Origin of the sequence: Corynebacterium auriscanis, assembly GCF_030408435.1 — a bacterium.
Lineage (GTDB): Bacteria > Actinomycetota > Actinomycetes > Mycobacteriales > Mycobacteriaceae > Corynebacterium > Corynebacterium auriscanis.
Genome location: NZ_CP047046.1, coordinates 878,689 through 892,786, shown reverse-complemented (window position 1 = coordinate 892,786; position 14,098 = coordinate 878,689). Strand labels below are relative to the sequence as shown.

The window sequence follows — 14,098 nt, the reverse complement described above, 5'->3', positions numbered from 1 at the left end:
CCCGGCGGTGACCGTTCGCGGGCAAAGGGAGGCGTCGACACAAAGAAAACCACGGCGCTCCGCAGGCAACGTGATTGGTGGCCCGGAGGAATCGACAAAAGAGTTAACAACGCGGAAACACTAAGGTGACAGGCGAGCAACACAGTTTGTCTACACTGGTTTTTGCACGTTGCCGGTACCGCGAAGAATCCGCGGACAACCAGGCAGATCGAACGCAAGTTTTGCAACTGCACAGAACGGAAGAAGATTAACAGTGGCTTTTGAGACTCCCGCCGATGTTGTGAAGTACATCAAGGACAACGATGTGGAATTCGTCGACGTTCGTTTTACCGACGTACCGGGCACCGAACAGCACTTCACCATCCCGGCCAGCGCATTCGACGAGGAAGCAGCAGAGGAGGGTCTGGCTTTCGACGGTTCCTCCGTCCGTGGTTTCACCACCATCGAAGAGTCTGACATGAACCTGCTGCCGGATCTCGCCACCGCGAAGATCGACCCCTTCCGCACCGCGAAGACGTTGAACATGAAGTTCTTCGTCCACGACCCATTCACCCGCGAGCCTTTCAGCCGCGACCCACGCAACGTGGCCCGCAAAGCGCAGGAGTACCTGACTTCCACTGGCATCGCGGACACCTGTTTCTTCGGCGCTGAAGCCGAGTTCTACCTGTTCGATTCCGCGCGTTACTCCGTGGACACCAACAACGCCTTCTTCGAAGTGGACTCCAGCGAAGGTTGGTGGAACCGTGGCGAGGAGTTTGACCTAGACGGTTCCCTGAACCGCGGTAACAAGACCCGCATGAAGGGCGGCTACTTCCCTGTCGCTCCATACGACCAGACCCAAGAACTGCGCGATCAGATGGCGCTGAACTTGGCGGAATCCGGTTTTGAGCTAGAGCGTTTCCACCACGAGGTGGGCACCGGTGGCCAGCAGGAAATCAACTACAAGTTCAACACGTTGCTGCACGCAGCCGACGACCTGCAGTCTTTCAAATACATCGTGAAGAACACCGCGTGGAACAACGGCAAGGTAGCCACCTTCATGCCTAAGCCACTGGCTGGCGACAACGGTTCCGGCATGCACGCCCACCAGTCCCTGTGGAAGGACGGCAAGCCACTGTTCTTTGACGAGAACGGCTACGCGGGCCTGTCCGACCTGGCGCGCTACTACATCGGTGGCATCCTGGAGCACGCCGGCGCTGTGTTGGCCTTCACCAACCCAACGCTGAACTCCTACCACCGTCTGGTTCCGGGCTTCGAGGCCCCAATCAACCTCGTATACTCGCAGCGTAACCGTTCCGCCGCGATCCGCATCCCGATCACCGGTTCCAACCCGAAGGCCAAGCGCATCGAGTTCCGCGCTCCGGACCCATCCGGTAACCCATACCTCGGCTTCGCAGCGATGATGATGGCCGGCCTTGACGGCATCAAGAACCGCATCGAGCCACATGCGCCGGTGGATAAGGACCTGTACGAACTTCCACCGGAGGAAGCCAAGGGCATTCCACAGGCTCCGACTTCCCTGGAAGCTGCACTCAAGGCTCTGGAAGAGGACAACGAGTTCCTCACCGAAGGTGGAGTGTTCACCGAGGATCTGATCGAAACCTACATCAACTACAAGGTTGACAACGAGATCATGCCAACGCGCCTGCGCCCAACGCCGCAGGAGTTCGAGATGTACTTCGACTGCTAGTTGGTTGGGGCGCTCCCCCTCGTCCCCGAGCACGCTGAACCCACGGTAGCCATTGCGGTTGCCGTGGGTTTTGCAATTTCCGCACCTCGCCTCCCTCCCTCTCCTCCCTCCCCTCCGCACCTCGCCGCCGCACCTCCCCCTCCCGTGGCCGAATCAGCCTCGGCCGGGGTTCTTTTTTACCCGACGCCCCTCGCCCCGCTCGCGCAAGCCCCCAATGGGTGGGCGCCTCATCCTGGGCACACATTTGCCCTACGGATACCCCTAGGGGTATCGTTAATCGCGTTAGGGATTAACCCCACCCTCGTCCTCCTACGAAAGGAATCCTCACCATGTGTCGTCCCGTTGAATGCAAGAAGTGCGGCAAGACCACCTGGGCCGGCTGCGGCCAGCACGTTGCTCAGGTAAAGGCAACCGTCCCCGCTGGACAGTGGTGCACGTGTGAGCGCTCTGACAGCAATTCCGGGGGCATCTTCGCGAGCCTGTTTGGTCGCAAATAACCCCCAATCCGATTCACCAGAAACGAGCCCACATCATGAACCAACAGGCCACCAATAACGAGCCCGTTCAAACCCGACCCACCGGGAACCAGCAGCCCACCAACCCCCAGCACACCAACCCCAAGCACACCGTCATCATCGGGGGCGTGGCGGGCGGTATGTCCACCGCCGCCCGCCTACGCCGCATGGACGAAAACATGCAGATCACCGTGTTGGAATCCTCCGGCCACGTTTCCTTCGCCAACTGCGGGTTGCCCTATTACTTAGGCCAGGTCATCGAAGACCGCGATGCACTGCTGCTGCAGACCCCGGAATCGCTCAAGACTCGTTTCAATATCGATGTGCGGGTGAATTCCACGGCCGTGGCCATCGACCGGGAGGCCAAAACCGTTCGCGTTCAAGGCCCCGGCGACGGCGAAGGACAATACCCAGTCGACGGCGCAGGACAGTACCCCAGCACAGGCACGGAACGTGGCCCCGGCAACGGCGCAGAACAAAACCCCAGTGTCAGCGCAGGACAATACCCCGGCGCGGGCACGGAACGTGGCCCCGGCAACGGCGCAGAAAACGGTACTGAAAACGGTGCAGCAACCAACACCGAATACACCCTCACCTATGACTACCTCGTGCTCTCCCCCGGCGCGTCCCCGTTCGTGCCACCTATCCCTGGCATAGAGCGCGCCTACACCCTGCGCACGGTGGAAGATACGGACACGATCACGACGGCCCTTGCGGAAACCCAACCGTCCACCGCCGTCATCATCGGCGGCGGCTTCATCGGCCTCGAAGTCGCGGAGAACTTCGCTCACCGCGGCATCAATACCACAGTCATCGAGGCAAACCCGCAGATCATGGCCCCGCTGGATCCCGAAATGGCCAGCGTGGTTCAACAGCACCTGGAGGGCAATAACGTGCACGTCCTCACCGACCAACAGGTCAACACCATCACGGAAACACACGTCTGCACTGCCCAGGGCACGGAACTACCCGCGGACATCGTTATCTCCGCCGTCGGTGTGCGCCCGAATGACCAATTGGCCCGCCTGGCCGGCCTGACCGTCGGCGAGCGCGGCGGCATCGTCGTCGACGAGCAACTGCGCACCAGCGATCCGCACATCTTCGCCCTCGGTGATGCGGCCTTGAAGAAAGACACCCACACCGGCGCGGACACAATGATCCCTCTTGCTCAAACCGCCAACCGCCACGGTCGCCTGGTCGCGGACATCATCACGGGCCGCGCCGGGGATGGCATGGCCACAGCCCCCACCAAGGGCACGTCCGTGGTCCAATTGTTCGGCCTCACCGCCACCGCCGTGGGGTGGAACGAGAAGCGCACGGTCGCCGAACTGGGCGGCGACGGCCCCTTCGATGTGGTCCACCTGCACCCCTTGAACCACGCGGGCTACTACCCCGGCGCCACCGCCTTGCACATGAAGCTGATCTACCGCACCGACGATTACCGCATCCTGGGTGCGCAGGTCATCGGCGAAAACGGTGCGGATAAGCGCATCGACGTCATCGCCACCGCCATGCACGCAGGCCTCAAGGCCTGGCAGTTGGCCGATCTGGAGCTGGCATATTCCCCACAGGTCGGCTCCGCCAAGGACCCGGTCAACCTGGCTGGTTTCATCGTGGACAACCGTCGCAACGGGCAACAGTCGGTGCAGTGGCACCAGGTCGAACAGCTCCAACAGGATGGCTGGCTGGTCATGGATGTCCGCACCGCTGGCGAGTTCGCCGCCGGTGCCATCCCAGGCGCCGTCAACATTCCGGTCGACGAGCTTCGCGATCGCATCGCGGAGATCCCCTCCGGCACCAAAGTCATCGCGCAGTGCCAGGTGGGGTTGCGCGGTAACGTTGCCACCCAGTTGCTGCGCGCTCACAACGTTGAAGTCGCCAACTTGGACGGCGGTTACCTCACCTGGAGCTTCGGCCACGCGACTCGCTAGACCATCGCCTCTTTTTCTTTATCTCGACGCCCTCCTGCTCCCCCACTTCGTTCAACAATAGGGGTGGAGTGCCGCCGCCATTCGGGGGCCCGCATGGGATTTCGGTAAAATCTGGAACATATATGCCACCGAACCCCAACGAGAGGCGTTGATGACCACCATTGACTTCAATGCGGACCTCGGCGAAACCACCGCGGGTAACCCCGTCGCGGATGATGCTGCCATGATTGAGCTGATTACCAGCGCGAATGTCGCTTGCGGCTTCCACGCTGGTGATCCGCACGATATCGCCAAGACCGTTAAAGCTGCGGCCACCGCGGGCGTGACCGTGGGAGCCCACGTGGGCTACCGCGACTCCGCGGGCTTCGGTCGTCGCTTCATGGATTATGCCCCCGGCGAGCTCGCAGATGAGGTGCTGTACCAAATTGGCGCGCTCGATGCCCTAGCACGCGCTCATGGGGCCACCGTGCGGTACGTCAAGCCCCACGGCGCGCTGTACAACACGATCGTTCACCACGAGGTTCAAGCCCAGGCCGTCATCGATGGCATCAAGGCGTTCTCCACCGACCTGGCCGTGATGCTGCTCCCCGGTGGCGTGGCCATCGACAAGGCGCAGGCCGCAGGCCTGCGCGTGATCCGCGAGGCATTCGCCGACCGCGCATACAACCCCGATGGAACCTTGGTATCCCGGCGGGAGCCGAACGCGGTGCTGCACAGCGTAGACCAGGTTGTCGATCAAGTTCGCCAGATCGCCCAATCGGGCTCTATCACCGCCACGGACGGCTCTACCGTGCAGGTAGACGCCGAATCCGTGTGTGTCCACGGTGATTCCCCCGGCGCAGTACAGATGACCCGCGCAGTACGCGAGCAGCTGGCAGCGGAGGGCGTCGAGTTTAAGAGCGTTCTATGAGCCAAGAAGAAATGACACAGCAGGGCCAAACAACGAAGGCCACCACACCTGGAACCACAGAACCCGTAATTCACCGCGTGGGTACCCGTGCAATCCTCGTTGACTTGCCGGACCTCACCACCGTCATGGCGTGGCACTCAGCGCTCGTGGCATCCCCGCTACACGGCCAAATCGACTGCATCGCCGCAGCTCGCACCGTGTTGGTGGTCTTGGATTCGCCACGCTCAGCCAAAGATGCCGCGACCAAGCTGGCGAACTTTTCGCCCGCCAGCGCCACTCAGGCCACACCACGCGACATCACGATCAACGTGCGCTATGACGGCGAGGATCTACAGGAGGCCGCCGAGGCCGCAGGCATGACCGTCGACGAACTCATCGACTGGCACACCTCCACCACCTTCGTGGGTGCGTTCGGCGGATTCGCTCCGGGGTTCACGTACTGCGTACCAGAAGACGGCTCCCCCCAGACGTTGGACATGCCGCGTAAAGCCACTCCGCGCACCTCGGTGCCCGCGGGCGCGGTCGGATTAGCTGGGGAGTTCAGCGCAGTGTACCCACGCCAGTCCCCCGGCGGTTGGCAGCTCATCGGCACCACAGCCGATCCGATGTGGGATAGCGCGAAGGACAATCCAGCACTCATCGCCCCCGGCGATCGCGTGCACTACCGTGCCGTGGAGACCCTCGAGGAGCGCCCCGAGCAAGCCGAGGCAGGAGCCACTGACCTGCCACGATCTCGACCAATGCTACGCGTGGACGAGGCTGGTATGCAGACGTTAATCCAGGACCTCGGCCGCGCCGGCAACGGCGGGCTGGGCGTCACCACGTCCGGCGCCGCCGATGAGGCCTCGGCCCGCGCAGCCAATGCCGCCGTGGGTAACGAAGCCACGGCTGCCGTGCTGGAAAACATCGGTGGCATGCAGATCACCGCCCTGGCCGATTCCGTGGTTGCCCTCACCGGTGCCGAAGCCCCGGCCCGCATCGGTAACCGCCCCATCCCCCTAGCCATGCCCGTGATGCTACCGGCGGGCAAAACCCTCGAGGTACAACCCGCCACAGTCGGCATGCGGTCCTACTTAGCGATTCGTGGCGGCGTTATCGAGCCACTCACCCTGGGTTCTGCCTCCGCCGACCTATTGTCGGGATTAGGCCCGCAACCGCTGCAGGCCGGTCGCGTATTGCGCAGCCAATTCGCGCCAACCACGTTCGTGGATAACTCCCGGTTAAACCCGCTGCTGGTCAACCGCAAGCACCGCGTGGATATCCGCGTGGTTCCCGGCCCTCGGGACAGCTGGTTCGCCGACGGCGTGGCCCCACTGGAAGCGCAACAATGGGTGGTCACGGCGGCGTCGAACCGCATTGGACTGCGCCTCGACGGTGTGCCCATCGAGCGAACCACCACTGGCGAGCTGCCCAGTGAAGGCATCGTCGCGGGCAGCATCCAGGTGCCGACCAATGGCCTGCCAGTGGTGTTCCTACGCGATCACGCGGTCACCGGTGGTTACCCAGTCATCGCCACAGTTGTGCACGAAGACCTCGACATTCTCGCCCAACTTCCGCCCGAGGCCCTGATTAATTTCATCGCCGTTGACCCAGATACCCTCCAGCCGCTGCAAGGATAAGGACAACACTTTCACCATGACCAACGATTCAACCCTCAACCTGCACAGCGTTCTGATTGCCAACCGTGGCGAAATCGCCGTGCGCATCGCCCGTGTAGCTCGGGATCTGGGCATTCGCTCCATCGCCGTTTACTCTGAGGCCGACGCCGGCGCGCTGCACACCCTCGTCGCCGACGAGGCCTACGCCCTGCCCGGCAACACCTCTGCCGAGACCTACATGAACGTGCCCGCCCTGCTGGACATCGCAGCCCGCGCAGGTGCAGATTGCGTGCATCCTGGCTACGGTTTTCTCTCGGAGAACTCCAGCTTCGCGCGCGACGTGGAAGCTGCCGGCCTGACGTGGATTGGCCCCACCCCTGATTCCATCGATCAGCTGGGTGACAAGGTCTCCGCTCGCAAGCTGGCCACCGAAGCCGGCGCACCTCTAGCTCCCGGTACTTCCCATCCCATCCACGACTGGCAAGAGGCGCGCGAGTTCGCCGAAGAACACGGCATGCCCATCGCCATCAAGGCAGCATTCGGTGGCGGCGGCCGCGGCCTGAAAGTCGTGGAGCGCATGGAAGACATCGAAGATGCCTTCGTCTCTGCGGGTCGCGAGGCTAAAGAGGCCTTCGGGCGCCCCGAGTGCTACGTGGAGAAGTTCCTCATGCGCCCCCGCCACGTGGAAGCGCAGGTCTTGGCCGACGATCACGGCAATGTCGCCGTGATCGGCACCCGCGATTGCTCCACCCAGCGCCGTTTCCAGAAGCTGATCGAGGAAGCTCCGGCCCCATTCCTCACCGAGACCCAGCGTTCCTCCATCGTCGAAGGCGCCCGCCGCATCTGCCGCACCGCTGGGTACCGTGGCGCCGGCACGGTTGAATTCATCGTGTCCGAGGACGGCACCGTGTCCTTCCTCGAGGTCAACACCCGCGTGCAGGTGGAGCACCCCGTCACGGAAGCTGTGACCAGCGTGGACATCATTGCCGAACAGTTCCGCATCGCCGCTGGCCTACCGCTGTCTTTCCAGGGCGATCCGCAGTCCAACGGTCACGCTTTCGAGTTCCGCATCAACGCCGAAGACGTGGCCCACGGATTCGTCCCCAGCCCCGGTGTAGTCACCAAGTTCGAGGCCCCCACCGGCCCCGGCGTGCGCGTGGATTCCGGTGTACGCTCCGGATCGGAGATCCCCGGTTTCTACGATTCCCTGCTGGCTAAGCTGATCGTGTGGGGCCCAACCCGCGAAATCGCACTGCGTCGCGCCGCCAGTGCGCTGGCGGAGTTTGAAATCGCCGGAGTGCGCACTGTCATCCCATTCCACCGCGATATGATTGGTAACCCAGCACTGACCGCCGCAGACGGCCAGCTGGGTGTATACACCGACTGGGTGGACAAGGAATACAAGCCAGGCACCGGCATCACCTTGGGCCACGGCGTGGACATCGAAGACACCTACACTGAACGCCAGACCCTCGTGGTGGAAATCGACGGCGAACTGCACCGCATCGGCATTCCAGTTGGCCTGCTGGGCGGGGCTGGCAGCGCGGGCGCCGCGGGTGCCGGTGAGGCCGCTGGTGCTGGTGCGGCCGGTTCCCCGGGGTCCACAGGGGACTCTGGAGACGTCGCAGGCGGAGTGACCTCCCCTTACGCCGGTTCCGTGGTGGCGTGGAAAGTCATCGACGGCTCTTTCGTGGAGAAGGGCGACGCAATCGCCGTCATCGAAGCGATGAAGATGGAATCCACGATTACCGCCAACTCCACTGGCCGCGTGAGCATCAAGGTCCAAGCTGGCGAGAAGGTAGACCGCGGAACAGTGCTGGCCGTGATCGAGGACTAATCCCTCACGCACCTGTGCCACACACCTGTCCCTCACACACCTGTGCCACACACACCGACGCCCCACGGATTCCCTAGCTCAAGGATCCCAGTGGGGCGTCGAATGATAAAGAATTAAAAATGCGTGCTTCCAGCACCTAGCGCACAGACTAGGAGGCTAGCCCAATACAAAGGCTAACCCCACAGTGCCGACAGGCCGGTGAGGGACTTCACGCCCATGAAGATGGTCAGCAACCATGCCGCTGCACCGATGACCAGCAGCCACTTAGGGTACTGATACCCGTGCAGCAAGTCCTTGCGCTTCGCAGCAACCCACAGTACAAGGGCGAAACCGACCGGCAGGATCAGTCCGTTGAACGCGCCAGCGAAAACCAACAGGCCCTGCGGAGTCTGGTTGAGCACCAAGTAGATAACCGTACACACCAAGATGAATACGGCAGTGGCGATATTGCGGTACTTCACGTTGGTGGTTTGCTTGGTCACGAATGTGATGGAGGTATAAGCCGCACCAATGACGGAGGTCAGAGCGGCAGACCACAGGACCACACCAAACGCACGTAAGCCGATGTCACCGGCTGCGTGGCGGAACGCATCCGCGGCTGTGTTCTGCTGGGCCAGGGTTACACCGGTTGCAACCACGCCCAGGATGGCTAGGAACAGCAGTACGCGGAGGATACCGGTAATGACGATGCCCAGGACGGAAGCACGAGTGATGTCCTTGACGGCTTCTGGCCCCACATGTCCACTATCAATCATGCGGTGCGCGCCGGCGAAGGTGATGTAACCGCCCACGGTGCCACCAATGAGGGTGGTGATAACCAAAAAGTCGACCTTTTCCGGCATGACGGACTGCTTAAGGGCCTCACCGACCGGCGGGTGCGCAGTGATTGCCACGTACAGCATCAGCAGAATCATGACAGCGCCCAGCAGAACAACCAAGCGGTCAAGAGCCATTCCGGCTTTCTTGGACGAGAAAATCAAAATGGCAATGACGGCGGAAATCAAGCCACCGATTTTGGCATCGATGCCGAACATGGCATTCATGCCCAAGCCCGCACCGGCGATGTTACCAATGTTGAATACGAGGCCTCCGATGAAAACCAACGCGCCGAGGAACCAGCCGAGGTATGGGACAACGGTATTACCCAGTTCGTTTGCGCGCTTGCCGGACACGGCCAATACGCGCCACACGTTCAGCTGAATGGCGATGTCCACAATGATCGACAACACGATCGCGAAGGCGAACGCAGCGCCCATCTTCACGGTGAAGACGGATGTCTGGGTCAAAAAGCCCGGACCGATCGCGCTGGTAGCCATGAGGAACATAGCGCCCAGGATGGAAGCGCGGCCCGCCGCCGCCTTCACATTGGCAGTGGGGGTCTGCTCAGCGGTGGTTGCCTGCCCGTCGACCTGGTGCGAGTCGTTGGACACGGGGCGCGCCGGAGAACTGTTATTCTCCATATTCTCCTCCTACTGTGAGAGAAAGGTGAGGCCTTCAAAAATGTTCGGTTAATACTAAACGCTGAATATCCGCAAGCACAACGCAGTTTGACGCGGACCTTCGCGGCGCCTTGATCTTTCGGTGAAAGGGCAGTCCAGTTGAGTTGAAACCTTATTCGGACCTGCCCATACTGGAATGATGAAAACGTCCGAGGCGAACACCCCCACATACCCCGTAGGTCAAGACCCAGATCGTTGGAAGATCCTCAGTGTGGTACTCGCGGCGATCTTTATGTCGTTGATCAGTGTGTCCATTGTCAACGTGGCTTTACCATCAATCAAGGCCGGTTTGAGCGCCGACAACTCGGCGATCCAGTGGGTGCTTTCGGGTTATGCGTTGACCTTTGGCGTGGTTCTGGTCGCCGCGGGGCGCGCCGGTGATTTACTCGGGCGCGGGGGCATGTTCTTGGTGGGCATCATCGTGTACACCACGTGTTCCATGGCCGCCGGTTTTGCTCCCCATGCCGACGCCCTGAACGCTGCACGATTCGCCCAAGGCGTGGGGGCCGGCCTTCTCAACCCGCAGGGTGTGGGCATGATTCAGCAGTATTTCCAAGGCAAGGAGCGCGGCCGGGCTTTTGGTTATTTCGGGTCCACCGTGGGAATTGCCGTGGCCGTCGGCCCCGTCCTGGGTGGTTTGCTCATCAAACTGGGCGGCCCCGACTTGGGCTGGCGCCTAACATTCCTTGTTAATCTACCTTTCGGAATCCTCGCGGTGATCCTAGGGTTGCGGTGGTTCCCCCGCCCTCTGCTGGCTAGGGTGCGCGATCCACACACAGGCAACCCCATCGGCCTGAGGCGCACTATTAAATCTTTTGACCCCCTGGGTGCACTACTTTTGGGTGCGGCCGTTTTGGCAGTGCTTATTCCTTTTGCAGAATCAGCAGTTTCGCCCGCAGTCTGGGTCCTGCTGCCCATTGGTATAATTTTGGTTTTGGCGTGGGTGAAGTGGGAACGTCGAGTTGAAAATGCCGGGCATTCTCCCATGGTGAATCTGGATATCTTCACACACACCAGCTTCCGCAATGGCGCCTTGCTGGCAGCCCTTTGGTTTGCAGGAATCACCAGCATCTGGGTGCTGTTGGCACTTTATTTCCAGAACGTCCTAGGCCACTCCGCACTCGTAGCCAGCGTCGTGGGCATTCCAGCCGCAATATCCAGCGCATTTTCGGCGAACTGGGCCGGCAAACACGTCACTACAAAGGGCCGGCCCATCGTCATGGCTGGCATGGTGATGGTGTTGATTGGGCTCGGGCTAACCATCGGCATCGTCTTGGCTGTCGATCGCTGGGGCATCTCCGAATGGTTCTTGGTGCTCTCTTTGACCCTCGTTGGCGCGGGACAAGGTGCTGTTATTAGTCCTAACCAGACACTTACGTTGGCCGATGTTCCGCTCTCCTATGCCGGCTCGTCTGGGGCGGTGTTGCAAACTGGCCAGCGCATCGGTACCTCCGTGGGCTTGACGGTGGTCACCGCAATCACCTTCGCAGTGATGGCTTCTAACCCCCCAGCTGCAGGTATTGCTGCGGGTTATGGCGCGATCATGGCGGTGTGCCTAGCTGCGTTTGTGGTTGGTGGTATCGATCTACGACAGCGTCGCAGTCACCCCAACTAACCCCACTTACCCCCGTTATTGAAATGAGTTGTCATTTAATCGCCAGTTTCCCTTAATCTTGCATTCGATAACAATTATCGATAAGGAGATTGGTTAATGCCTCATAGCTCTCGCTGGCCGCGTCGCGTGCTAGCCGTCGCGATCGCACTGTCCACACCTGCGGGCCAGCATCTCACCGCCGTTGCGGGCCCCGATGACCAGAAAATCGTCATGTCCGAGGGCCACGTTGATTCCCCAAAGGCATTCTGGGATAAGGGTCAGAACAACTTCACCCTGAAGTCCAGCTACGGTGATACTTCTCCGGTGGATGAGACCGTATCTTGGCTGCCGCACTACTACCTACAGCGCGGCAGGAACAAGTCCGAACAACAGCAGTTCATTCGCCTCGTGACCGATGAACCCGGTGAAGAGATTCTGGGCAAGCCCGGACAACCTTTGTTCTGGGCTCAGGCTGTCCCAGCCGATCTGAAGAACATGCTGTGGCAAGGTTTTGGTGCAGATACGAACATCCCGGTAGAGCGGTTCCGCGATGGTAGCTTCCAGCTGGACTTGGTGGATTTCCAAGGTCCCGGTGATATGACGCTCTCCCGTGGCGGCGAAGGCTTCCCCGTGGCGAACCTTCTCAGCAGCGTGCGCAAGGCCAACCGCTCCATCTGGTTAACCGCGGGTGACCACAGCCACAATGACACCACGTTCACCAAGCCAGGTCGGTACGTGATGAAAATGTCGGCGTCGGCCCGAGGTAAAGACGGCAAGCTAATCCAAAGCCCTGCGCAAACGGTAACGTGGCAGGTCGGTGGCACCAAACCATCATCTAAGAACATCGGGGATGTCAAGAAGGCTTTCGACGCCGCTGCCTCCCACGGCTCTCAGACCGCCACCGGTGCGAAGCTCTCCATCGCCCCGGCCCAGCGTGAGCACATGAGCACGTTGACGTTCGCCACCGGAAATGCTGGCGATAACGGGACTGCCGTGTTCTACATCGACGGTCACTACTTGGCGGAAGTACCGGTCAAGGCCGGTATGGCGGAATGGGAGGAAATGCTGGGAGCAGGCACATCCAGCTACCAAGTTGTGTACGTCCCCAGCGCACAATCCGTAAGCAAACCCTGGGTGTCCGCGCCTCTAAGCTACGACGCAATGGGTGCTGCAACCACGGGTGAAACGACCAAGGCTGGCACCTTCCCCACAGCCCCAACCCGTCCAGCCAGCCCTACCCTGGCGCGCAACGACTACCAGCCCACATCCAATGATGTGCACATCTCCAACAAGCAGGGATCCGCATTTGACGAGTTCGATTCCCTGACGGTTAAACCAAAGGATGATTCCCTATCGCTGCACGTTGTGGGCGGATTGTACCGTCCCGGTTCCCACGCGCCGAGCTGTGAAGTGGATTTCGTTTCCACCCCGGCCGACCGCACGGGTGAATACGATGCCGATTGCGCAGGTAAAGACCTAGAGTGGCGCTTAACTGTTGTGCCACAATCCTGGGTGAAGCCAGGTGCAACAACCGTGAAGGTGGATTCTAAGGCTAACGCCCCATACGCACTCAACGGCACCGCCCAACTGGGCAACGCACAATCCGCGGCCCCATCAGCCCCGGCCGAAGAGCCCAAGGCGGAGGATTCCGCAGCGGTTCCGAACAAAACCCCCGTCACCCTGTCGCAGGGCCACGTGGACATTGCCCCAGCGCTCACCAAAGACGGACTGCGAGTAACCATTGGTGATGACACTCGTCAACACTCCACCACCTCCGTGGTGCGCGACCCCAAGGCCGTGACCTTGGAGGTCCGGGAGCAAGCTCGAAAGGTGCGCAAGGGCAAGGCCACGGAGGGTTCCGCGTGGGATTTCCTGGGTAAACCCGGCGAGCAATACTGGTTGCTGCCAGAAAGCCAGAACAAGTATTTGGTGTGGCCCGGTTTCTCGACCGAGCACCTCGATCGTTCCACGTTCCCCAAGGGAGTGGACTTCGAAATTGCCCCTGGCACGAGCCCCGCCGGTGCACAGTGGTTTGCCTTCAAGACCAGCAGCTTAGACAGAACCCCGCACTTCATCGCAGACAACACCAAGACCTTCACGTACCCCGATCCAGGTCACTCCCACATCAACTGGGTGTTCACCGCTCCGGGGAAGTACACCGTCAAGGTACGCGCGGTACCAAAGGCCGGCTCACCAGCCGAGCTGTCTCAGCCCACACCGTGGGAGTTCATCACCTTTGATGTCAAGGGAACGAAGGGCTCAGCTGATAACGACAACAACGACAATAACGGTAACAACGGCGACAACGGTAACTCCAACAACCCCAAGCCACCGGCACAGCCCAGCGGTTCCAGCCAGGTTCCGTCCTGGGGCTGGGTGTTGATCGCCCTCGGTGCCCTCGGCGGGCTTGGCCTGGCGCTGTGGCCGATGATTTCCAAGTTCATCCGCTAGTGGGATCCACGCCGGTCCTGTTACACAGCTAAACCCCACCCGACGGGCTGAGCCGAACGACCAATCGAGAACC

General features: G+C 61.0%; 8 protein-coding genes. 7 read left to right on the top strand and 1 reads right to left on the bottom strand.

The features are described from left to right. Positions 1–253 precede the first annotated feature (253 nt). The 5 genes from glnA to CAURIC_RS03695 all read left to right on the top strand — a co-directional run bounded on the left by glnA (position 254) and on the right by CAURIC_RS03695 (position 8,481). Positions 254–1,690, top strand: coding sequence for a type I glutamate--ammonia ligase (gene glnA, locus CAURIC_RS03715; RefSeq protein ID WP_035113335.1), 1,437 nt, complete (start codon positions 254–256; stop codon positions 1,688–1,690). Between the two features lie 532 nt (positions 1,691–2,222). Beyond that, on the top strand, positions 2,223–4,136 hold the full coding sequence (locus CAURIC_RS03710; RefSeq protein WP_353959090.1) for an FAD-dependent oxidoreductase: 1,914 nt from the start codon (positions 2,223–2,225) through the stop codon (positions 4,134–4,136). Between the two features lie 151 nt (positions 4,137–4,287). After that, on the top strand, positions 4,288–5,046 hold the full coding sequence (locus tag CAURIC_RS03705) for a LamB/YcsF family protein (RefSeq protein ID WP_265914470.1): 759 nt from the start codon (positions 4,288–4,290) through the stop codon (positions 5,044–5,046). Between the two features lie 11 nt (positions 5,047–5,057). Beyond that, entirely contained in the window at positions 5,058–6,665 is a 1,608-nt protein-coding gene (locus CAURIC_RS03700; protein WP_052094898.1) for a 5-oxoprolinase subunit B/C family protein, read from the top strand. 16 nt (positions 6,666–6,681) lie between these two features. Continuing rightward, positions 6,682–8,481 (top strand): acetyl/propionyl/methylcrotonyl-CoA carboxylase subunit alpha, encoded by a 1,800-nt coding sequence (locus CAURIC_RS03695; protein ID WP_265914467.1) that lies wholly within the window; start codon positions 6,682–6,684, stop codon positions 8,479–8,481. A 173-nt stretch (positions 8,482–8,654) separates the two neighbouring features. Here the strand turns inward: CAURIC_RS03695 and CAURIC_RS03690 are convergent, their stop codons facing one another. After that, positions 8,655–9,941: an NRAMP family divalent metal transporter gene (locus CAURIC_RS03690; protein ID WP_035113334.1), complete on the bottom strand. Its 1,287-nt coding sequence runs from the start codon at positions 9,939–9,941 to the stop codon at positions 8,655–8,657. Between the two features lie 175 nt (positions 9,942–10,116). On the opposite strand from CAURIC_RS03690, the gene CAURIC_RS03685 reads away from it, so the two are divergent. Beyond that, entirely contained in the window at positions 10,117–11,595 is a 1,479-nt protein-coding gene (locus CAURIC_RS03685; protein WP_035113333.1) for an MFS transporter, read from the top strand. Between the two features lie 96 nt (positions 11,596–11,691). Continuing rightward, the gene (locus CAURIC_RS03680) at positions 11,692–14,025 is read left to right on the top strand and encodes a choice-of-anchor M domain-containing protein (protein WP_035113332.1); all 2,334 of its coding nucleotides are present in this window, start codon (positions 11,692–11,694) and stop codon (positions 14,023–14,025) included. The last annotated feature ends 73 nt before the right edge of the window (positions 14,026–14,098 follow it).